At 58.5% G+C, this 22,462-nt stretch carries 20 protein-coding genes and 2 pseudogenes; 17 read left to right on the top strand and 5 right to left on the bottom strand.

What is annotated here, in order from left to right:
* Positions 1 to 94: 94 nt before the first annotated feature.
* The 4 genes and pseudogenes from BST14_RS23300 to BST14_RS23285 form a co-directional block, all read right to left on the bottom strand.
* Positions 95 to 1,241 (bottom strand): annotated as a pseudogene (locus BST14_RS23300) (cytochrome P450); the annotation flags it as partial.
* A gap of 100 nt (positions 1,242 to 1,341) precedes the next feature.
* Positions 1,342 to 1,797 (bottom strand): nuclear transport factor 2 family protein, encoded by a 456-nt coding sequence (locus BST14_RS23295; RefSeq protein WP_281252824.1) that lies wholly within the window; start codon positions 1,795 to 1,797, stop codon positions 1,342 to 1,344.
* Positions 1,798 to 1,885: 88 nt separating this feature from the next.
* Positions 1,886 to 2,758, bottom strand: coding sequence for an SDR family NAD(P)-dependent oxidoreductase (locus BST14_RS23290; RefSeq protein ID WP_083066714.1), 873 nt, complete (start codon positions 2,756 to 2,758; stop codon positions 1,886 to 1,888).
* A gap of 196 nt (positions 2,759 to 2,954) precedes the next feature.
* Positions 2,955 to 3,797, bottom strand: coding sequence for a TauD/TfdA dioxygenase family protein (locus BST14_RS23285; protein ID WP_083066713.1), 843 nt, complete (start codon positions 3,795 to 3,797; stop codon positions 2,955 to 2,957).
* Positions 3,798 to 3,939: 142 nt separating this feature from the next.
* Between BST14_RS23285 and BST14_RS23280 the strand changes: the two genes are divergently transcribed.
* Together BST14_RS23280 and BST14_RS23275 are read left to right on the top strand one after the other, a co-directional pair.
* Positions 3,940 to 4,644, top strand: a complete 705-nt coding sequence (locus BST14_RS23280; RefSeq protein ID WP_497795591.1) for an MTB12 family secreted protein — start codon at positions 3,940 to 3,942, stop codon at positions 4,642 to 4,644.
* A gap of 62 nt (positions 4,645 to 4,706) precedes the next feature.
* Positions 4,707 to 5,639: an SDR family NAD(P)-dependent oxidoreductase gene (locus BST14_RS23275; protein WP_142279557.1), complete on the top strand. Its 933-nt coding sequence runs from the start codon at positions 4,707 to 4,709 to the stop codon at positions 5,637 to 5,639.
* Positions 5,640 to 5,873: 234 nt separating this feature from the next.
* Here BST14_RS23275 and BST14_RS23270 read toward each other — a convergent pair whose 3' ends face one another.
* Complete coding sequence (locus BST14_RS23270) at positions 5,874 to 7,328, bottom strand: aldehyde dehydrogenase family protein (RefSeq protein ID WP_083066710.1); 1,455 nt, start codon at positions 7,326 to 7,328, stop codon at positions 5,874 to 5,876.
* Between the two features lie 892 nt (positions 7,329 to 8,220).
* On the opposite strand from BST14_RS23270, the gene BST14_RS23265 reads away from it, so the two are divergent.
* From BST14_RS23265 to BST14_RS23195, 15 genes and pseudogenes are all read left to right on the top strand, one after another.
* On the top strand, positions 8,221 to 9,123 hold the full coding sequence (locus BST14_RS23265) for an ABC transporter permease (protein ID WP_083066709.1): 903 nt from the start codon (positions 8,221 to 8,223) through the stop codon (positions 9,121 to 9,123).
* A gap of 104 nt (positions 9,124 to 9,227) precedes the next feature.
* Entirely contained in the window at positions 9,228 to 9,992 is a 765-nt protein-coding gene (locus BST14_RS23260; RefSeq protein WP_245845646.1) for an ABC transporter permease, read from the top strand.
* Between the two features lie 10 nt (positions 9,993 to 10,002).
* Complete coding sequence (locus BST14_RS23255; RefSeq protein ID WP_083066707.1) at positions 10,003 to 11,049, top strand: MlaD family protein; 1,047 nt, start codon at positions 10,003 to 10,005, stop codon at positions 11,047 to 11,049.
* The gene (locus tag BST14_RS23250) at positions 11,046 to 12,095 is read left to right on the top strand and encodes an MlaD family protein (protein ID WP_083066706.1); all 1,050 of its coding nucleotides are present in this window, start codon (positions 11,046 to 11,048) and stop codon (positions 12,093 to 12,095) included. The genes BST14_RS23255 and BST14_RS23250 overlap by 4 nt, the downstream gene beginning before the upstream one ends.
* Complete coding sequence (locus BST14_RS23245) at positions 12,092 to 13,051, top strand: MlaD family protein (RefSeq protein ID WP_083066705.1); 960 nt, start codon at positions 12,092 to 12,094, stop codon at positions 13,049 to 13,051. The genes BST14_RS23250 and BST14_RS23245 overlap by 4 nt, the downstream gene beginning before the upstream one ends.
* Positions 13,051 to 14,148, top strand: coding sequence for an MCE family protein (locus BST14_RS23240; RefSeq protein ID WP_083066717.1), 1,098 nt, complete (start codon positions 13,051 to 13,053; stop codon positions 14,146 to 14,148). The genes BST14_RS23245 and BST14_RS23240 overlap by 1 nt, the downstream gene beginning before the upstream one ends.
* Complete coding sequence (locus BST14_RS23235; protein ID WP_083066704.1) at positions 14,145 to 15,146, top strand: MlaD family protein; 1,002 nt, start codon at positions 14,145 to 14,147, stop codon at positions 15,144 to 15,146. The genes BST14_RS23240 and BST14_RS23235 overlap by 4 nt, the downstream gene beginning before the upstream one ends.
* Positions 15,143 to 16,105, top strand: a complete 963-nt coding sequence (locus BST14_RS23230; RefSeq protein WP_083066703.1) for an MlaD family protein — start codon at positions 15,143 to 15,145, stop codon at positions 16,103 to 16,105. Before BST14_RS23235 ends, BST14_RS23230 begins: the two co-directional genes overlap by 4 nt.
* A gap of 45 nt (positions 16,106 to 16,150) precedes the next feature.
* The gene (locus BST14_RS23225) at positions 16,151 to 16,813 is read left to right on the top strand and encodes a hypothetical protein (protein WP_083066702.1); all 663 of its coding nucleotides are present in this window, start codon (positions 16,151 to 16,153) and stop codon (positions 16,811 to 16,813) included.
* Positions 16,814 to 16,975: 162 nt separating this feature from the next.
* A complete protein-coding gene (locus BST14_RS23220; protein WP_438502201.1) occupies positions 16,976 to 17,593 on the top strand; it encodes a hypothetical protein in 618 nt (205 codons plus the stop codon).
* Between the two features lie 16 nt (positions 17,594 to 17,609).
* Entirely contained in the window at positions 17,610 to 18,428 is an 819-nt protein-coding gene (locus BST14_RS23215; RefSeq protein WP_083066701.1) for an alpha/beta fold hydrolase, read from the top strand.
* A 749-nt stretch (positions 18,429 to 19,177) separates the two neighbouring features.
* Positions 19,178 to 20,347 carry an FAS1-like dehydratase domain-containing protein gene (locus tag BST14_RS23210; protein ID WP_083066700.1) on the top strand — a complete coding sequence of 390 codons (1,170 nt, stop codon included), beginning with the start codon at positions 19,178 to 19,180 and terminating at the stop codon, positions 20,345 to 20,347.
* A gap of 41 nt (positions 20,348 to 20,388) precedes the next feature.
* Entirely contained in the window at positions 20,389 to 20,886 is a 498-nt protein-coding gene (locus tag BST14_RS23205) for a MarR family winged helix-turn-helix transcriptional regulator (protein WP_083066699.1), read from the top strand.
* Between the two features lie 40 nt (positions 20,887 to 20,926).
* A complete protein-coding gene (locus BST14_RS23200) occupies positions 20,927 to 21,469 on the top strand; it encodes a nuclear transport factor 2 family protein (RefSeq protein ID WP_083066698.1) in 543 nt (180 codons plus the stop codon).
* Between the two features lie 61 nt (positions 21,470 to 21,530).
* A pseudogene (locus tag BST14_RS23195) lies at positions 21,531 to 22,385 on the top strand (flavin-containing monooxygenase); the annotation flags it as partial.
* Positions 22,386 to 22,462: the final 77 nt, after the last annotated feature.

Here is a 22,462-nt window from a genome sequence, read left to right as displayed (position 1 = left end):
CGGATCAATTCGAAATATCGGCGCTTGACACCCGGCGGCATCTTGTTCGGCGCATAGCGAGGCATTGCAATCCCATCTGTTCGGGATTCGCAACGATCACTAAAGACTGCCTTCGGTCCAGGATGTGTTCGATCGACACGCGGCCCTTCACTCGGGCCAGCGGTGCCCCGGGACACGAGTGGACGCCGCGGACAAATGCCATGTGCTCGTGGACATTTTTGCGGTGGATCTTAAACTCGTGCGGGTCGTTGAACCGGCGTGGATCACGATTAACGGCGCTCGCAATTCCATGAGAACGGTGCCGGCGGCGATGTCGACACCACCGAGTTGGGTTTGCGGGCCAGCCGGAAGTCGGTCTTGGTCGGGTTTTCCATGCGCAGCGTTCCTCGATGAGACCCGGGATCGGGCTGCGGTCCTCCCGCACTTTCTGCTGGATGTCCGGTCGCTTGCCGAGTACCTGCAGCGCGGCGCCGAGCAGCTTGGCGGTGGTTTCCTGTCCGGCGGCGAACAGGAAGATGGCCGTGCGGACCACATCGATGACCTCAGGTGTTGACCACCCAGGTAATTCGCGGTAGCCAGCTCGGTCAACACGTCATCGCGGGGTTGGCGCCGTCGGTCCTCGATGTAGGCGTCGAACTTCTCGTCGAGCCTGTCCACCGGCGCACCGACGTCCTCGTGGTCGAATGTTCCGGCGGGAGGGCGATCGGTGACCGGCATGACACGGAATTCCTCGTGATCTTCTTCGGGAACATCGAGTAGGTCGGCGATCACCAAGGTGGAGAAGGGTTTTGAGTATTCGGAGTTGAACTCACACTCACCATTAGCGAGGAACTCCTCGAGCTGGTGGTCGGCCAGGCGCCACATGAACTGTTCGTTTTCCTTCAGCCGGCTCGGCGTGAGCAACCGGCTGAGCAGCGACCGTGCTTGCGTGCGTTCCGGGGGTCCATGGTGGCCATGTGGTCGTACATCGGAAACTGCTCGCGGTACTCCTCGATTTGCGCGCTGATGTCGTCGCCCTCTGGTTCGAACGGCCAGTGGCGGAAACGGTCCCCCGATCGCAACGCGGTTCGAGAACGTGTCCGTGTCCTTGACGCGTTCGCCTCGTCGTACGGTCACCGCGACGACGTTGTGGTGCGGCAGCCGGATCACCGGACCTTTTCCTCGAAGGTAATCGAATACGGGTGCGGGTCAGCGAGCAAAGGCGTGTCTGTGAAGAAGTAGACCGACCGAAAATCGCTCACACTCGTCACGCCTCCTGAAGATTATCTGAGGTGAGTCAGCGCTGGGCCGATTAGCACTGGGCAAATCCGATCGGTTTCTCTCGGGTCAACGGGCATCTCTCTACAGGATCGGAAATGCCTGTCCGGTAGGCACTTCCGTGCCGCGGTATAAAAACGTAAACCTTCTCGCGGTAAAGAGCCAGCGATCACCATCTCGACGTAGCTCATCGTCATAAATCGCATACAGATTCTGCGCGGGAGGAAGTTTTGGATCGCTCCCTTCGGCGGCGCGGCCAAGCTCATGTACGGTCGACCGGCAATGCGCAACATCGCCTTGGACGGATATCACGATGTTGCCGACCGTAAAGACGAAAAAGTCTAGATTCGCGATCCTCGCGGACACCCTGGCGACGATTGCGTCGCGTCCCTCAACCCGTTGGTCCACAGGCGGTCCGATCGTCCAAACCGCGTCAGGCGCATACAGCGCGCTGTAGGTCGCCGTATCCCGTCTCGTCACCGCGTCGGCGTAGGACTCGAGGACGTGTCGCACGGCGGATTCTCTCCGAAGGGCCGTCAATTCATGGGTCTCGATTTCGGTGGTAATCAGCGGTCTCCTTCGGCTAATGGTTTCGTGCTCCGCTGAGCACGCTGAACAGCGCGACTGGTCAAGGCCGGGAACTTATCCCACTCGGGAGTGCCGTTTCCTCCTGTTCGATGACGTCGAAAGCGTCGAGCACGAGCCTTTGATAGCTATCGATCCAGATCTGGCGCTGGTCGGAATGGTCAAAGACGATGCGCCGGTCGTTGGCGATCCCGCGCACCACAATCGGAGCGATCTCCTCAGGAGCCAGCATGCGTAGTTGGTGCTGGTGAATGAAATCGTTGGGCACAGCCATTGGCGCAGTCTTCGGGCCTCCGAAGCGCTTCGGGCGATAACGCTCATTGTTGTCCTTCATGCCCGAGGCAACGCCGCCGGGGCAATACACCGTCGTATTGATGTTGTGTGGGGCGAGCTCGCCGCCAAGGTTCAGCACGAACCCGATAACACCAATCTTGGCCGCCGAGTAGGGAGCGTGATTGGTAACCCATGCAGGGAACATGCCCGCTACCGACGCCGTCGCCAGAAAATGCCCACCCCTTCCAGACGCGATCATGTCGGGTAGAAACGTTTGTGCGCAATACACTGTGCCCATCAGATTGACTTGGAAAACCCAGTCGACGTCCGCGTCGGACATCTCGGTCAGTGGTTCAAATGATGTGGCGCCCGCGTTGGACACTAAGAGCGTGATCACGCCCAGTTCCTTTTGGGCCTCAGTTTTCATCGCGCTGACCGACTCACGTTCGCACACATCGCATTCCAGCCCTATCGCGGTGCCGCCCGCCGCTCCGATCTCCGCTGCCACGCGCTCCGCGTTGGCAAAAATGATGTCGGCGACACCGACAGCCGCACCTTGTTCGGCTAGTTCGATGGCCAGTGCCCTGCCGATCCCGCTGCCACCACCGGTGACGATCGCGGCGCGATTTTCAATGTCGGTCATCTGTTGTCTGTCACCTATCGGGATTAGTTGCGGTGGTCAGATTTGAACTGCAGGTCTCCGGCGCCCGCCGGCTGAATCCTCGGTGCGCATTTTCTCGACGGCGGGTATGCCGGCGAGCAGGCGCACTCGTACTCGCACAGCAGGCTCCGCGCAGCGAGTAGCACCGTGTACTCGACGAACTATTTACTACGATGACTCACGCCGCACCGGCGGTGATGGGCTCTTCGCCGTTGAGCGTGAATCGGTGGAGGACCCGTCCGCTTGCCGGGTCATAGGGCCGAACCCTGTGCATCGTACCGGTGTTGTCCCATATCAACAGGTCGCCCATCTGCCAATGGTGGCGGTAGACATATTGTTCTTGGGTGGCATGAACCAACAGCCGGTCCAGCAGCCCGCGGCTATCCGCCGGGTGCATGCCCACCACATGCGAAGCCGACGTGCCCAGCACCAGTGATTTGCGGCCAGACTGATGCCGCCATACAAGCGGATAGGTGGGCTGGGGATAGTCCAGCCAAGTCTTCCAGTCCTCGAGACCGGCATCGGGCACCGCAAAAAACATCGCCGAGAACTGCGTGTGGACGACCTGCAGCGTCTCCAGGTACTTCTGCTCGTCGTCGGGTAAATCCTCGAACGCCGCATAGTTGCTGGCGAATTCGGTTTCCCCACCTTCGGGGGACAGCACGTGCGGCGTCAACACCGTCGCGAATGGAGGAATTTCCTCGTAGGTGCCGTCCATGTGCCAAAAGAAGGTTCCAGGAAAGAATTTGGCGTATTCCGGATTCTTCTGCTTGTCCATCGTGACTTTCATTAGGCCCTCCTTACCCTCTCGCTTGACCGCGCCCAGGCGCAAGTCACCGAGCGTGCGGGTGAATGCGCGCTGCTGGTCGTCGGTCAAATTGGCACCACGCACGATGAGCACGCCGCGCTTCACAAGAAGATCACGGATTTCCTGGGCATGGTCGCCGTCGACCAAGGCCTGGGTATCAATGGTAATTTCGGCGCCGATCTTCTCCTTCAACGGAGTCCATACCAGGCTCATTGCTCGGCCTCCTCGCTAAAATTTGCCATGATTTACGCTGCCGAACGGCAGCGCTTCCCTCGATGTCAGCACAACCGGCCTCTTCAAACCGTTAGCACACCAACCTAACTGCGCATTATTGACTGTGCATTGGGCCCAACCTATGGCACCGCCGACAAGATTGTCAACTACATTACACTCTTGTTTGGTACATTCTCATCGAGCGGCCGGCAGTCGCTGGCAGGCGGAAGGTCGGGGCACGATGCCAGGAGCCTTCGGTGTGGACATTGTTATACGTGGTGCGCATTGTTGTACGTGCATCCGAGCAGAAGGGATATCCATGGCCGTGAGAACTCTCGCCACCGGTGTGGCCGTGGTGATCGCGATCGGAGCCGGATCCGCCGGGGTTGCGGCCGGGAACCCAAACGCATTCCAGGTGCAGCCCGTCGTTGTGAACGTGGGGTTTCCAATGGACCCTCCGCCGCCACCAGTTTTGCCTACAGCCGACCAGCTGACCAGCATCTTGACCAGGTTCATCGACCCTATGGCGGGCGACGAGACCAAGAACGGTCTAGTCGAGGGGGGCTTCAGTCGCTTCCAGCGGCCGTGGGTCGCCGCTCCCGATGGGGGTCATGGACTCTACGAGGAGATGAGAAATGTTTACCGCACGGGAAATTTGCCGCTTTCGTTCAATGTGACGAACATCCGGCCGGCGGGTGCGAATGCAGCCACCGCCGACGTGGCCATCTCGCAGTCGGATCCCGACCACACCACCGTTACGGAGCCCCTGATGTTCGTCGACCAGGGCGGCTGGAGGCTGTCGTATGACTCCGCGATGGCGATGCTGCGGGCAGGCAAAGGGCACTGATCCGTTCGAAACGATCGGCGCCATGCGGTGGGAACTGGTGACGGACAGCGGAGGAGAACCTGGTGAAACAGCTGAACTTTGAAGGTCGCGTGGCGATAGTGACCGGTGGCGGCCGGGGGATGGGGCGTGAGCACGCATTGCTGCTGGCGAGGAGGGGAGCCAACGTCGTCGTCAACGATGCCGGCGTGGAGTTGGATGGCCGGGGCTCCGACCCTGAATACGCGGAAGCCGTCGCTAAAGAGATCGCCGCGGCGGGTGGCACGGCGACAGCGAACTTCGACGATGTCCGCGAGAAGGGCACCGGCAAGACCCTTGTCGAGCAGGCACTCGATGAGTATGGCCGTGTGGACATCGTCATCAACAACGCCGGGATCCTTTGCGCCAACTTATTTCCTGAGCAAACCGACTACGAATTGGTGGCTTTGGTAGAAGTCCATCTTTACGGTACCGCGCGCCTGGCCCAAGCAGCGTGGCCGTATTTGGCCAAGGCGGGTCACGGACGGATCGTGAACACGACGTCCTCGGCGGCATTCGGCATGGTGAGGAACAGCTGTTACGGAGCGGCCAAGGGTGGCGTCTTCGGGCTCACACGCACCCTGGCGCTGGAGGGTGCAGAGTTCGGGATACGGGCGAATTGCATAGCCCCCGCGGGCTGGACACGTATGGCAATCGAGTCGGCGGGCGACGACCTGCTGACCCCCGAGATGTGGAAGTTTGCTGAGCACGCGATGCCGCCGGCCGTCGACGCAGGGGTGGTCGGGTTCCTCGCCCACGAGAGTTGCCAGCTGACCGGCGAGGTGTTGTCCTACTCGGGTGGGCGACTCGCGCGGTGGGTGCTCGCGGAAACCGAAGGTATTGAAGTGGGCGACGAACTGACGCCAGAAGATGTCGCCGGCAAGCTCGAAGCCATCACCAGCATTGAAACACTACACCAGTTCAGAAGCGCGACCGAACAACTCGCATACACGCAGGAGAAGATGCGTGCCACGAGCTAGGGCCGGCAATTCGCCCTGAAGACTTGTTTGTAGGGGCTAGATTTGTCCGCGCCCGCGATAGATCCGTTGAATTCTTGCGGTGAATCCGGCGCTAACTCGGTCGGTCATGGGTCTCAAGCCCCAGACCCCGACTTTCATTGCGGCCCAGCATGGCTGGCCGCGGAGTCGCGTCGATTTGGTAATCGGCCGCGACGACTACGTGGCACGCAAATTTTCGTACGGGAAACCCAGCGGCTAGAGCTGGGTAAACACTGTCTTGGTCTGCAGGTAGGTCTCGATTCCCTCTCGACCAAACTCATAGCCCCAGCCGGACTGTTTGTAGCCGCCCATGGGCATTGAGTGGTCGAAGGCCATCTCGCAGCCCAGCGTGACCGTTCCGGCCGCCAGTCGCTTTGCAAGGCGATGAGCACGGCTGAGATTCGTCGTCCAGGCGGTCGCGTGCAGGCCGTAGGTGGTGTCGTTGGCCATCGCAACGGCTTCGTCGTCGTCGTCGAACGGCAGGACCGTCATCACGGGCCCGAAAATCTCCTGTTGATACAGCCGCATGCTGCGATCCACATTGGCCAGAACGGTGGGGTGGACAAAGTAACCGCGCCGATCAAGCCGATGCCCGCCCGTGACGACCTCTACGCCGTCGCGCTTGCCCTCGTCGATAAAGCCCATGACGCGGGTGAGCTGCTTTTGGCTGATGAGCGGGCCAATCATGCTGCCTTCTTCCCTGGGCCCGCCTAGCTTTAGCGAATTAGCTACTGCTGCAATGCCTTCCACTACCTGATCGTAAACAGCACGCTGGGCGAAGACGCGTGAGCCGCAGGCGCACACCTGGCCAGCATGCATAAATGTGCCCATCGCCGCCATCGGTATGGCCGCACCCAGATCGGCGTCGTCAAAAATCAGCACCGGCGATTTCCCGCCGAGTTCTAGCGTGACTTTCTTGAGATTGCCTGCCGCGACTCGCGCAATCTGCTTGCCGACCTCGGTCGAGCCGGTAAAGGCGACCTTATCGACACCGGGGTGTGCAACAAGGGCCGCACCGGCGGTGTGTCCGTAGCCGGTCACAAGGTTGACGACGCCGTCGGGGACACCGGCCTCGGCGGCGATCCTTTCCAAGAGCAGCGCCGACAGCGGCGTTTCCTCGGCAGGCTTGACAACCATGCTGCATCCCGCGGCCAGCGCTGGCGCAAGCTTGGCGCAGGCATTGAAAACCGGTCCGTTCCAAGGGAAGATTAGCCCCACTACATCATAGGGTTCCTTAATGGTGTAGGCGTGCATACTTGCATTGCCGCCGGTAACGCCGCCGGTTATCTGCACGTCATGGGCGATACCGCTGACCTTGGTGCACCAACCTGCGTAATAGCGGAAAAATTCGGCACTGGTGGCCGTGAGCGTCTGTGCGTGGGTAGTCGTCATGCCGGTGTTGAGCGAATCGATGTCGACGAGGTGGTTGGCATGTTCGTCGATCAAATCAGCTATACGCCAGAGAATCTTGGCCCGCTCCTTGGCGGGCAAACCAGCCCACACACCCGACTCGAAGGAGTTCCTTGCGCGCTCAACAGCTTCGTTGATGGCTTCTTCACCGCCGTCGGTGAATTCGGCGATGGGGTCCTCAGACACCGGATCGATGATTGAAATGACCTCACCTGAGCCGGGGCGCTTGCGCATCTCGTCCAACACGATCTGCAGCGTCATTGTGGGTAGCCTCCTCATCGCCGCTGCGCTCAATGCTTGCCGCGCCGAACATCTGCATAGCACCGTGGCCGTTGTAGGGTCAAGGACACGTCGGCCGTAGTCGGGGACCATTAGTGGTGGCCTCTCGGACTGCCGGGAGGCCGGCGACCCGAGCTCGCGACCCAGTCGGAGTCGCGAGTGCTAGTGCGGCACCGGAACGACGGCACTGCCCTCTCCGCGCTCCTTAAATCGTTGGACCGCAATGTGATCGACGGCGCTGCCCCAGCTTGTCTTCACGCGAAGGTAACCCGCGTGGACGCTGAGCACATCGGGATTGGTTTCACACCCCACTGGCCACTAGGGGACGGCGCGGGCCAAATCCAGATATCACGCAAACACGTCGCGCATTCGTACGTTGCGCCAACCCACACGACCAGAGCGACCAAGGCAAACGAGACGTCACTGGGTTGGCCATCACTGCGCTCGAGCAGTGTTCTGCAACCCCTTGACAGGCGGCTGCGCGGGAGTGACACTCCCACCGTGACGTGGCAGTGCCACACTTTACAGTGGTATTAGCTTACCGTACTGATTTTTACAGTTAGATTGTTTACAGTAGAACCTCGAGCGGGAGCTCCGCGTGCTGTATACGAGCATGTGTCACCAGGAAGTGAGTAGTCCCACGCTTGTGAACGAGGTCGTAGGTGGATGTGCCCCGCGGGGTCCGCGTGGCCGGTGGATTGTGCGCAGCAAAGGTGGCGACAACGACGTAACCGCTGGCAGCGAGGTGCGTCGACTGTCACCTACCGGGCCGCGTGACGGTGGCGCGACGACCACCGCAGGGTGGGTTCGTTACTACGGGGGTCTTCGTGGGTGACTTTGCGGGGGTTTCATTGCGAAATTCTGACGGTGATTCATGACTACCGGCACCCGGGAATACAGACGGCAGGACGAGCCGAGAGCGGCGTCCGCTGAGGTGATCCGGCCCCGACTTGATGTTTACCGGCGTCGCACGCACCAGGCTGCGTGGCATGTCGGTACGATTCCGAACCGTACTGCGGCCACGACAGGTCGCGGTGTGCAGATGTTTGCGTCCGTGTTGCGCTACGTCCTGACGGATGTCATTTCGCTGAGGCTTTCGGTCGGCGAGGTCGTGGTCCAGGCATGGATTTTACTCAAGGTGACAGCGACACCCGCGCTACTAATGGCCATTCCGATCGGCGCAATCGCGACGGTTGTGACGTCGGGACTTGTCAATCAGGTGGGCGCAACTTCGCTGCTCGGCGCGGCGGCTGGGGTGGGCGTTGTTCGGCAGGGAGCGCCGATGACTGCGGGATTGTTGATGGGTGGCGCGGCGGCTTCGGCCATTGCCTCGGACTTCGGGTCACGTGCAATCCGTGAGGAACTCGATGCAATGCGGGTCATGGGCGTCGACCCAGTCCGTCATTTGGTCGTGCCGCGTTTCATGGCGCTGATACTGATAGCTCCCATTCTGTGCATCCTGATTGTGGTGTCGGGAAGTGCGTCCTCCTTCCTGATGGCGGTAGGGGCGTCCGATGTCCCACCCGGAAGTTTTTGGATGTCGTTTGGAACATTCGCGAAGATGGCGGACATATGGTTCGCGGTCGGCAAGACGATCGTTTTCGGGGCAATCGTAGGGATAGTTTCATCGCTTCGTGGAATGGAGGCGAAGGGTGGCCCGCGCGGTGTCGCCGATGCTGTGAATTCATCGGTAGTGGTCAATGTCGTGTGGATTGTGTTCGCAAACCTCGCGATTACGCAGCTGCAATCAATGTTCGCTCCTCTGGAGGTTGCGTAGTGGCTCCTAGTGGTAGCGCAGCACCTAGTACGTATTTCACCACGCGCTTGGCGACAGCGACAGTCGAGCCACTTGGCGAAATATTCCGTACAACTGGTCAATGGGTGGTGTTCCTTGCCCAAACATTCGCTTCGCTGCCTCTAGCGGCCACCAAATATCGGAGACAAGCCTTGCAGCAGATGAACGGCCTCGCATGGGGCAGGGGTTCAATCATCGTCGACGGCGGGGCAATAAGCGTTCTTGTGCTTCTCGGCATTGCGGTTGGCGCTTCGTTAGCTGTCGAGGCGTTTGCTGTGTTGAATATCATCGGGTTCGCCGGCCTGTCGGGCATTGTCGGCGGAATTGGGGGTGTCCGAGAGATAGGGCCGATCGTAAGCGCTGTTGCTTTTGCCGGACAAGCGGGGTGCCGGATGACAGCGGAGATCGGCGCCATGCGAATTTCCGAGGAGATTGACGCGGTAGAAACCATGGGGCTCAGGCCGATTCCTTTTGTGGTTGGTAGCCGTTTGCTTGGTGCGATGGTGTGTGTGGTGCCGGGATTCCTGGTGGCGTTGATAGCTAATTTCTGGGTCATGGATACCGTCATCCGCGTATTCCACAATCAGCCTGGGGGCACCTACAATCATTATTTTGTCGAGTTTCTCACCCCTCGTGATCTTGCCTACTCCGTCATCAAAGTATTTGTGTATTGCGTCGCGGTGACTTTGATCCATTGCTATTACGGTTACTTCGCCACGGGTGGTCCGGTTGGTGTCGGTCAAGCTTCGGGTCGCGCCGTTCGGACAAGTCTCATCATGATCATTGTATTGGATTTGATCATGACCGTGGCCCTCTGGGGTCTACATCCGGTGTTCGTTTTCAAGGGCTAGGTGAGCAGATATGTTGCTGCATGCTTCGGCGGACTCTGAAAAGCGGTCATTAACCATCGTCGGTATAGCGCTTGTGCTCTGTGCCGTCGCCGTGGGCGGGTTGCTTTTCGTCTTCAACCCGTTCGGTCGCCGACCCGCCAGCGAAATATCTGTGGTCATCGACACGCCATATGTCGGACCTGGCGTTGCAGCGGGAACGGCGCTGGTGATGCATGGCGTAAAGGTTGGTGAGGTTACAGCCGTCTCCAGTTTGCGTGCCGGAGGTGTTCGGGTCGGTGCTGATCTGCAGAGGACACCGGTGGCGGGACTGACTGACGCAATGGATATTGATTTCCGGCCCGTCAATTATTTTGGCGTGACGGGCATCAACCTAATTTCGCGTGAGGGCGGGCGACCACTCTACGACGGGATTCGGATGGCGATCGCGCCGAAGGGTAACTTTGCGCTTCAAGCATTGCTGACCCGTCTCGGGAGGCTTGCCACCGGACAGTTAACGAAGCGGCTGATCCAGGTTGTCGATAAGGCGACTCGATATACCGATGCGCTTGATCCGATGACCGAGACCGCGTTGGTTGCCGCCAATGCGGTCGCCCAGACACAAACAGTGAGTACCGCGCGACTCTTAACCAACGTGACGGGCATGAGTGTCGCGTTTCCAGGATATGTGGACGCGCTAACGAATCTCGGAAGAGCCACGTACGACGGCACTAATGTTCTGAATTGGGGTACGTGGAATATGTCCGACGAGCAATACGAGCACTACGCTATCCCGTTCATCGAGCAGGCATCGATAGGCCTCTTTGGGGCTTTCGGCAAGTTGGAGTCGACTCACACTGGTGATCTGCTGCCCTTCGTTAACACTGTTCAGTTGCTGACCGACGTGGTGCCTCCGTTGCTCAGGCCCGGAGACATTGCGCAGACCCTCGTGGAACTGCGCACTCGGCTGGAGAAGATGTACGTTGGCACCCCTGAACAGCGCGCTATGCAGGTTCGGATCGTCCTGGACAGCCTCCCTGGGGTGGCGGCTCCGTTGGCCACGATGGGGGGGACCGGATGAAACCGAGAGCAGCATCTTGGCGACTCGCGATCAGCGCCACCGTTGCAATCATCCTGTTTATTCTGGTTGCAAATGTGATTAGGCAGCCGTTGACGACGGCTGCGCGGTCATACACTGCGGAGTTCACTGACGTATCCGGATTGCATTTGGACGCCGACGTGCGGGTCCGGGGAGTCCGTGTGGGAAAGGTTCATTCGATCTCGCTTGAGCGTAGGCACGGCCAAAGCATTGCAACGGTCGCGTTTACGCTCGATAAGCGATATGGCGTGGTATCCGGGACCCGTCTTGCCATCAAATACCAGGCTCTGACTGGCTTGCGGTATATCGACGTCGTGGACGCGACGGAGGGCTATTCGACGGCTGAGCTCGTTACTCACCTGACCACTGCGATGACGCGACCGTCTTTCGATGTCACCGCGTTATTCAATGGGTTGCAACCCGTCATAGCAACACTGGATCCCAACGAGTTAAACAATTTCACGGCGAATGCAGCGGCGTACCTTGCCGGTGATGGCGGCGGCTTGGCGCCGATGCTAGATAGCATACGCAAGCTCACTAAGTTTGTGTCCAACCGCGAGCAGATCATCGCTACCTTGACGCATAATTTGTCGGATATTGCTGACGTCATGGGGGGGCATTCCAAAGACCTCACTCAGCTGGTGGACTGGCTTAAACCACCGGTAAACGGTGCGTTAGACGTCTTAGACGAGTTTCGAAAGTCACAAATGTACGGTGGCCAGTTCATGGACGCGTTACTTCGAGTATTGAATGGTGTAGGATTTCGGCGTAATATGAATAGTGGCCTTCAATTTATTTACGGCACCAAAGATAATAATGCCGCCGATATTAACGTGGGCATGGACAAGGCAATCAGTGTTTTAGACGACTTTACGGATGCGTTTAAGTTGGTGCCGGTCATATGGGAGAACGTCCCCCCACCTCCGCAGGCCGGTGCGCCACTACCTTGTTCGCACGGGCGGGCCCAGTTGCCGGAGCAGATGGACGTACTTCTGAATGGGCAAAGAGTGATTCTATGCAACCGATGAAAATGATGAATAACTCGACGTCTTGGGGTATTGGCGCACTTGTCCTTACGACCGTTGTGGCCCTTGTCATGGCGTTCCTTTATATCAGCCCTCCAGGGCAGAAAGTCGTCACCTTTTATACCGACGATGCGGCGGCGATCCGTCCCGGCGACCAGGTACGGATCGCCGGAATCGCCGTTGGCAAGGTGAAAGACCTCGCCCTGGAATCGAATCGAGTACGGGTCCGAGCTCAGGTCGAGGACAGCGCATTTGTCGGAAGCCAGTCGCAAGTTCAAGTCCGTATGCTAACCGTCGTCGGGGGTTATTATGTGAACCTCGTCTCGTTGGGCGATTCTGCCCTTGGCGCGAAGGCTATTCCGATGGAACGCGTGACGATGCCCTACAGCTTGATACGCACCCTCAACGACACCACGAAAATCACTGAAAATGTTAGCTCAAAGCCGATCAATGAATCGCTTAACCAGGTGCAGAAGGGGCTTAGCGGCGCCAACATGGAGTCAGTCTCCGCGGTAATCGATGCGGGCAATAAAGTTATGAGCACGATTGACAGGCAACGAGGGCAAGTGACCGCAATCCTGGATCTGTCCGACGAATATATCCGGCAAATTCGGGATTACGGAGGTCAACTCAGGGAGATGGTTGAGAAGATCTCGATTATCGAGCAGACACTTACACTCTACAGCGAGGGCTTTGCTAGCGCGCTTCAAGGATTCGGCGATGCCTTAGATGCGCTGTCGCCGGTTGGCGTCTTCTACATGAATCATCGCGGGTATTTTATCGCGAAGGTCCGCGACTGGCTGCAGAAAGCGCGAATGTGGACGGAGCGCAACGGTGTAATAATAAGGGCGCTGCGACTGGGGCGGAATAAGATTGAACGGATCCTAAACGCACAGCAGGCGCCGCCAGAGCTATTGGCCACTGACCTCTGCATGCCGATACCCGGAAGCCCATGCTGATGGCCACATCACGTTCCCTTCGCATTGGCGGGATGGCCGCGATCGCGCTCGCTGTGGCGGCCGTGGCGGCTCTCGGCGCCTCGTGCGTGCGCCTCAACCAGCGGCAGCCGCATGCCCAGTATTGCGCGATCATGCCCGACAGTATCGGGTTATACGCCGGCAACCCGGTCACCCAGATGGGCTACCAGATCGGCAAGGTCACCAACATCACCCCGGGCACAACCGACGTCCGCGTCGATTTCACTGTCACAGAGCGGCGTTCGTTACCCCACGATGTCAGGGCGATCATCAGGTCGGCATCGATCCTGGCGGACCGCTCGTTGGAACTTATCGGCAACCCAGGCTCGGGACCAAACCTCCGCGCTGGCGAATGTATCCCGCTTACTCGGTCGTCGACCCCGAAGAGCCTTTCCCAAGTCATTGGCTCGGCAACCAATTTCGTCAACGGGACCAACCCCAACGGGTCGACGAACGTCGGCGATGTCGTACGTGAGGTCGATCAGGCGATCCATAACAATGGCGCCCGCATCAATCAGCTGCTGACCACGTCTTCGGCGGTGCTCGATAGCCCAGATCAAGCAATCAGCGACATTGGATCCATTATCACCAACCTCGCTGAACTGACAACGACCATCACCGAGATGACGGGACCGCTGAAGGAGATCCTGTTAAACGCGCAACAGAACACGATGGACCTTGCCGCAGCAGTTGAAGGTGGCAGCCGGGTGCTCGGGGGTTTGGCGCCGTTAATCGCGGCGGCCGGAGACATCGAAACCAACTTAGGTGACAACGAACTTCAGTTCACACTCGACGCGACATCGATGGCACTGAGGAAGTTGAGTGCACACGCCCCGCGGCTGACCAATCTTCTCAATCCGGTGCCATGGTGGATCAACACATTAGCCAACCATTACAACAACCGCGAGTTCCATATCACATACCGTCCGCCCCTCTATCGCATCCGTACGCCCAACGGTCTTGCGCTGTGCGGCATCATGAATGCTTCGATGCCCGGAAGCTGTGCGGACGTCGCCGGTCAACCATTTGCGGTGGATGTTGCGCTGCTCCAGTACGTGCTGACCCAGGCGAACCGATGAACCGCCGGATGTGGCCAGTAGTCGCGGTCCTCGCCAGTGTCATTGCACTCTCGTCTTGTGCATCGGTCAACGTCAGCGCGTTGCCCCAGCCGGGTAGAAGCTATCGCGATGGATACGACATCGTCATGGAATTCGACAATGTGCTCAACTTGCCAGACCGTGCAAAGGTGGTGATGGACGGCACAACAATCGGAGTCATCACCGGGGTGGCAGTCAAGGGCCACGCCGTCGACGTCACCGCACGTATCGATCCCAACGCGCTTGTGCCGTCGAATATTCGCGCAGCCCTGCAGCAAGCCACGGTGCTCGGTGACATTTATGTCTCCCTCGACCGACCCCCAACGAACGAGCCGCCGGCACCCGCGCTGAGTCACGGCGGCCGCATCCCGCTAACGCACACCACGTCTCCGCCACAACTGGAAGACACCATCGCGAACATGGCGAACTTCGTAGCGAGTGGGTCCATCCAGCGCATACAAAACACGATCATCGGGCTCAACCGGATCCAGCCTCTCGGCGGAGAACCTGCGATACATAAAATAGCCGCCCAAGTAGCCGCCGATCTTGGCGATCTGTCGGACAACATTGACACGGTCGATAAATGGTTCAATGGTGTGACTGAAACGGTCGATGTCATGCACCGGCAACTGCCCGTGTATCAGCGCATTTTCTCGCCGGATGGTATGAAAGCATTTTACCGCATCCTCCGCGTCTGGGGCTATATCGGTCGTCTCATCCCATCTGTAGGTAGTGTCTACAGCAACGGATACTGGCTGGTGCCTCTCCTGAATTCACTCGGCGGCGCGTTTGGCGCCCTTCAGCAGTCCAAATGGGCGTTCCAACAGGAGTGGCCAGCATGGCAACGGCTATTCACCGGGTTCTTCCTTCCGGAAGAAAAATATCCCGCAATCAACATTACTTCAATCGTCGGTCCTGACGGACGGGAACTGTCAGGCAACGTGCGTGACGTGCTACGAATTTTAGGGGCGACACCATGAAGGTACGAAACGTGGTCTCGTTTACCGCATTTGGATTAATGATTGTGCTTTCGGTGGGCTACATCGCCTCCCTTGGTGTTAGGATCAAACCACCCTCTAACCGCACCGATCTTTCAATGACGATTGCGGATATCAATGGTCTTGTTGTCGACTCAAACGTTCTCCTGCGTGGTGTTCCCGTCGGCAAAGTCACTAAAATCGCGGGCGCTCTGGACGGAGCGACAGTCGACTTTTACATTGACGGTCGCTTCCACGTTCCTGTCGACTGCGATGTGCGGATCGATAACCTATCTTCGCTGGGTGAAACCTATATAGGACTGGTGCCGCGGAGCGAGGGCGGACCAGTGTTTCGCGACGGTCAGCATGTTGCGACCCAGAGGATAATACAGCCGCCCTCGATTACGGAGCTGGCGGTTAGCGTCACGCGGGTACTCAACCAGTTGGACCCCAGTGCGGTCGAACGTATTCTTCGTGAGAGTGACACCGCTCTGCCCAATCCGGACTCGGTGCTGCCCAATCTGTCTCACGCCGGAAAGCTGCTCAGAAATACCGCAGTGGATATGCATGGCCATGGGCGAGTACTGCTTAGCAACTTCCAGACGTTGTTACGCAACGCCGGATGGCTCGGCCCGGCGATCGCCGGCGGCACTCCTGGACTGCAATACCTCTACGTAGGTTTCAAACGAGATCTGGACGGAGTCGGAACGATGATCTGGGGGGTGGATGGCAATAACTTGGTAATGCTCACCGCACTGAACACGTTGCTAAACCGAATTCAAAGACTTTTGGACAGTAATGGTGGCGACCTCAAAGTGCTGGGTGAAGCCCTGCAGCCGAAAGTCAAAGGTATTGCTGGTGCGCTGTTGACCTTCGACCCCAGTCAGATCCTATCCAACATTGTTGATGCGCTTCCGGAGGACGGCGCGATTACGCTGCACGTCACCATCCCCCCGAATTGAGTTCGTGGGTACGGCGGCTTAGAGAGTAAGAATCGAGGAATAGGCATGATGATCGATACGGAATCAACCGCTTTAGAGTCAGCTGTGGCTGATAGCGATTCAACCCCGCCCGAGGTCTCGGACGAGTCAACGAATAATGATGAGTCAAAGAATAACGACGAGCGTCGGAGCAAAAAATCCAAGAGACGGCAGTTTTCGGTTTCTCTTCGCAGTTTGGTGATCACCGCGGTAATCGTCGCCCTTGTCGGCACGATCGCTACTTTGACCTGGTTATACGTCGGAGCACTGCACAAGGTCAACGAGCAGGCGCTTCAATCCGACAATAAGGCCCACGCCGAAAAGGTCGCTGTTGACTACGCAGTAGAAGCGGCAGCGATGAATTACCAAGACATGAACGGGTGGAAGGTCCGACTCGTCAAGGGAACCAGTCCGGAGCTTAAAGAAAAGCTGACGAAGGCAGCGCAGCAAATGGAACAAATCCTCGTGCCGCTCCAATGGAATTCAACAGCACGTCCGCTCGCGGCCAAGGTTCGGTCAGTAACCGGCGGAATCTATGTGGTCGACTCCTTTGTCAGTGTTCTCACCAAGACCATGCAAGCTCCGGAGCCCCTGCAGTCCACCGCGACGTATAGCGTCACGATCGATAGCAGCAAGGATTGGCAAATTACGGATGTTGGTGGGGTTGGCGAGGCGTTGGCAGGAAAATAGCTGCTTCAGGAAAGGAGATTTACGATGCCTCCAACTAGATGGTTGGGTTTCGGTTGTGGTATTCAAACTTTCTTGAACCGTGGAGAAGCGTCTGCCGCGGAAGGTGCGACCACACTAAATGCGTTTCGTCACTGGACCGGGGTACTATCGTGCGTTCTTATTGTGTTATCGGGTGCGACCATTTATGTCGGGCCCACGTCTCGTGCCTACCCACCGCAGTACGACGATTACGATCGGCCTGCCCAACCATTGCCAGCCATCACTCCGACTCCTTCGAACTGGTCGCCGAAATTTCCTTTTCCTTACGATCAGACTAAGGGCAGCGTTACTGATAGAGATATCAACTCAGAGCGGGAAATGTGCCAGTGGTACAACGCTCAGTACGATGAATTAACGCGGCAGATCAACAGGCTGCAATTCCACCGAATCACACCCAATGGGCCAGGTTTCATCAACGGCGCAGGTTCTGACTGGGACTACAGCAGCGGTGACCTTCAGCAGCAGGCTGACATTGTTACCGGAAACATTGACCAGTCAGTCGGGTTCCTCGCACCCCGGGTGCAGGCGCTGACTCAGGCTCCGGACCATTCGGGAGACATTTACTTCCCGCTCTATGAGGGGAAGAGCTTCTACTTGCTCTGGCAACACCTGTCCAATGTGAGCGCAGGGATCAAAAGCCATCAGCCCGATTGGTTCTCCGGGCCATCGGTGCAGCGGGTGTTGCGTTGGGGCGAAAGAATCCACCGCTCACACGTTTGCGACGACCAAAGACCTCGCTGACTGAAAGGCCGCAAGTATGCGATTTGTCCTGGTGCACGGGGGCTTTCACGGCGCCTGGTGCTGGAGCAAAACGATTCCGGAGCTCGGTCGGCTCGGTCATGAGGCAATCGCCATCGATCTGCCGGCGCACGGCACGCGGCGTGACGAGCGCTCGACTATCGCTGACCGGCGTGATGCGATCGTGGAGGTGTTGCAACCGGGGGACGTAGTGGTCGGTCACTCGGGCGGTGGTCTGGACGTTACCTTCGCAGCAGATGCCGCACCCGACTTGCCAAGCTTCATGATCTACCTGGCGGCTGCTTTACCGATCGAGGGCAGCACCTGTTTGGTCGCGACTGGTGGCGCGCCTGCCGAGGACGAATCGTTTGGCTCGGACGTTCAGCAGTTGATGACCGACGAGACCGGTATGTCCGCCTTCGTCGCGCCGAACGAGCGCGGTCGTATGGCGTGCGTTGACTACCCGGCAACTCGTGCTTTCTTTTACCACGACGTCGATGACGATGTCGCGCGGTGGGCATTCGAGCAGCTGACCCCGGCGCCCACCGAGTTCCTATTCGAAACGGTGCACCTGCCGAATTTCTGGGACGCCGACCTGCCCCGTAGCTTCATCCGTTGTTTGCAGGACCGTTCTATGCCGCGCGCATTTGCAGACACGGTAGTTCATCGTCTCGGCGTCGAGGAGTTGACAATCGACACCTCACACTCGCCGTTCCTTAGCCGCCCGCGCGAGCTGGCCGAGTTGCTCGTGCACGCCACGACGACTAAAAGCATTGGACCGCTGCGTCCGACATTAGCTGAAGCACGGTCTAGTTGGGGGAAAGGTGATGTCTCCTGACGGAACAGCGCGCGCGCATACAGATGCGCTCGCGCACAAGTGAGATCCCCAAATGCCGCTCGATACAGCGACTTAGCCATACCATGGTTTCATTGTTCCTGAAAGACAGAGTCTTTTGCTCGGCCACTATGACTTTGTGACGAGTTCCCGAGCAGCTCAGGGACCCTCAGAGCCGATGATGAGTGGTGTCTACGACGTTTCCACATCAGCACTGCTTGCCCACAGTGGGTGCTCAGCACTGGACCGGAGCCCTGGCGCCGGATCTATACCGACCCGGGTCAAGTTGGTGAGGGGCCCTGCGCTTGAGCAGAATTCGCACGCCCGAGAACCAAAGAGGACTTCGACGCCGCTCTCGACGTCGATCTAGACCCGCGGGGTAGGTCCGCTGGGCGGTGTGGGCGTGATCGACCTCACCGCAATGGCGGTGGGACGGCACTGCACTCAGATCATGGCTGCAAACGCACGCCGACGTGACGAACTTCGAGCCTCCGCGGGCCAATGACACCGGCTGCAGGGCCTCCCGACTTACATTGCGTTGAGGTTATGGCATACGATATTTGCGACGATTGGACTAGAGTTGACAATATTGATGTTTACAGTAGGCTTATGTGCAGCAAGGCTACTTCGTATGCGCGCGGGACCTACTGTCCGGCATTCCATCGGAATGAACGCAAGTTCGAGCAACGCATCGAGGCAGCCTTGTTGCTCACAGCGCACCTACCGCGCGGGTTCCTAGGAGGCGGAAGAACATGACTCGTGGATTGGCTGTTGATATCGATGACGATGAGGGGCCGCGGTTTGCCACGATTACTGATGATGCGATAGAGCGGCTCCGACGGGCTCTGGGTGTGCCGATTGCTGACACGGTGGAGCCGTGGTGTTATGAGGCGACTCGCGACACGATTCGTCACTACGCTCATGGGATTGGGGATGACAATCCGTTGTGGTGCGATCCGGTCTATGCCGGACGCGGTCCGTACGGGACTGTGGTTGCGCCGCCGAGTTTTGTGTTTGCGTTGAGTCGCATTTTGTCGGGCTATGTCGGTGGGCTTCCAGGTATTCATGCGATGTGGGCGGGTGCTGACTTGCAGTGGCATCAGCCGATTCGACGGGGTACGGAGGTAAAGACGAAGGCGTACCTGAAAGATCTGGTTGAGCATCGGACTCGGTTTGCGGGCCGGGCGTTTCGCCAGATTTATCATGTGGAGTTGTTTTCGGGTGCGGATGAGTTGTTGTGCGAGGGTGATTCGTGGTGCTTTCGGACTGAGCGTGACACGGCTCGGTTGAGTGGCACTAAGTATGACGAGGCGAAAACGCGGCCGCCCACCCATTACTCGGAGGAGAACCTGCGGGAGATATTTTCCGGTTATGACAACGAAGTTGTCCGTGGTGGTGAGCCGCGGTATGTCGAGCAGGTGCGGGTTGGTGAGCGGCTGCCTACCTTGGTGAAGGGGCCGATGACTGTGACGGGGTTTATCGCCTTCGCCCAGGGGTGGGGCGGACTTTATATCCGGGCGAATAAGCTGGCGCGTAAGCAATTGCGTAAACATCCCGGGCTTGGGGTGCCCAACCGGTTTGGGATTCCGGATGTTCCTGAGCGGGTGCATTGGGAAGACGAGTTGGCTCAAGCGGTGGGGACTCCGGCGGCATACGATTACGGGCCCGAACGGTGCTCGTGGCTGATGCATCAGCTGACTAATTGGATGGGTGACGAGGGCTTTTTGGTCAAGCACTCCTCGCAGATCCGCCATCACAATGTGGTCGGTGACTGGATTCGGATCGAAGGTGAGGTCACCGCCGTTGATGCCGATGACCCGGCCGGTGCCACAGTCACCATTTCTCAGCGGGCCTACAACCAACATGGTGATGTGTCTGCGACCGGCACCGGCGTTGTACGGCTGCCACGTGGCCAGCGGTGATGGCGGGTGTATCGAGGTTTATCAATGAGTGGTGAGTAGGTATGGCGATGGATGTGGACCGCAGTCTGCCGCAATGGGCCCGGGTGGAGGGGACAATTATGACCACGGCGCGAGTGATGCGCCGTGCCTATGACCGGGTGTTTGCTGAATTCGGCCTCAATTTAGCCGAGGCGACGGTGTTGGCGCACCTTGTTGACGGCAACCTTACCCAGTCTGAGCTTGCTCGTCGCGTCGGAACTAGCCGCGCCCGCATTGGTGGATTGATCGATGCGTTGGAGCCCAAACGCGCGGTGCGTCGAGTCGCCCATGCTACCGATCGTCGGGTCTGGTTGGTGACCTTGACTTCGGAGGGCCACTCCTTATGGGAACGTGCCGGGGCGGCCGATCGAGAACTGCGCAAACGGATGCGGATAACAACCACGGCCCAGCAGCGCGAGCAACTCGATCGGGTGCTAACCCGGATTCAAAAAAATGCACTCGATTTCCTCGATGATGCCTCCGAACCGCAGCCCGCGTCACGACCCAACCGAACGGGCTAATCAGATGCTGTCCCGGAGAAACTGCTCATAAGGAGACGCCATGGACCGGCGGCTACAAGAGATGCTCGACCATTACGAGATCACGAAAACGCTCGCAGATTACTGTCATGGTTGCGATCGTTGTGATGAATCCTTCATGCGCGACGTCTATTTGGAAGACAGCTGGGACGATCACGGCGCTATCCAGGCTCCGGGCCACGAATTCGCGCGGGTGATGACTGAGCAAATTCTTGCCACCACCAATAGCCTGTCCCATCTGCTAGGGCAATCACTGATCAAGGTAACCGGTGATGAGGCTGGCGCCGAGACATATTTTTTGGCGGTCTCGCGTAGCACTGGCGACGACGGCGTCGAAATGTGCAACCAGCTCGGCGGCCGGTATGTGGACAAGCTGCGTCGTGAGGATAGCCGCTGGCTAATCAAACATCGTCGTGTGGTACACGACTGGTCAATCAGTATGCCGATCAGAAGTGACTGGACTGCCGATCAGGGGCTCACGGAGGGCCACCGATCTAATGCAGATCCTTCTTTCGCCGCGCTGGGGCTCGTCCACGCCGGCATGCGGATACCCGATGAACGTTGAGCCCGAATTGCCAGGGTCGCGGATAAGGGCGAATTGCCCGCCGACGCAGACGCCCTAGGACATCGATCTTTCGGCGCTGCGCGAAAAGTACCGTCAGGAGCGCGATAAGCGATTGCGCGAGGAGGGCTCCAAGCAGTACACCGAGCTCTCGGGGGACTATGCCGAGTACTACGAGACCGACCCACACACACCACCGGTCGTCCGCACCCCGATCTCGGAAGACATCAATGTTGCCGTAGTAGGGCGGCGGCTTTGCGGGCCTGCTGTCGGCCGTTCACATGAAGAAGGCCGGTGTCGACGATGTCCGGATCATCGAGTTAGGTGGGGATTTCGGCGGAGTGTGGTATTGGAACCGGTACCCGGGTATCCAGTGCGATAATGAATCCTATTGTTACATACCGTTACTCGAAGAGCTGAATTATATCCCAAGTAAGAAGTTCACCGATGGCGAGGAAATCTATGAACACTGTCGGCGCATCGGCAAGCGATTCGGCTTGTATGAGTCCGCGCTCTTCTCCACGATGGTCCATGAATTATGTTGGAATGACTCCGATAAGCGGTGGCAGATCAGCACCAACCGCGGCGACGACATCAGGGCGCGGTTTGTCGTCTTGGCTGCCGGCAACCTCCATCGGCCGAAGCTACCTGGTATCCCCGGCATAAAGGACTTCGCTGGGCAGAGCTTTCATACGTCGCGGTGGGATTACGGCTACACCGGAGGAGACGCGTCCGGGGGACTTGACAAGCTGGCCGACAAGCGGGTCGCCGTCATCGGAACGGGCGCGAGTGGTGTTCAAGCCATTCCGTATCTGGGCCGCTACGCCAAGCACCTCTACGTCTTTCAGCGCACTCCTTCCACTGTCTGTAGCGTGACAACCGGCCGCTAGATCCCGAATGGGTGAAGACGTTGAAGCCGTGACCGCGCTCGCTGAAATTCCCCTCTGACGCTTATCGAAATTCCCCACCCGTGTGGCTCCGCCGAGAAGGGCGGGC

The organism is Mycobacterium arosiense ATCC BAA-1401 = DSM 45069 (assembly GCF_002086125.1).
In the GTDB taxonomy this organism is placed as follows: Bacteria; Actinomycetota; Actinomycetes; order Mycobacteriales; family Mycobacteriaceae; genus Mycobacterium; species Mycobacterium arosiense.
Note: the sequence above shows the minus strand (reverse complement) of the source record. Positions and strands in the feature narration are given on the sequence as shown.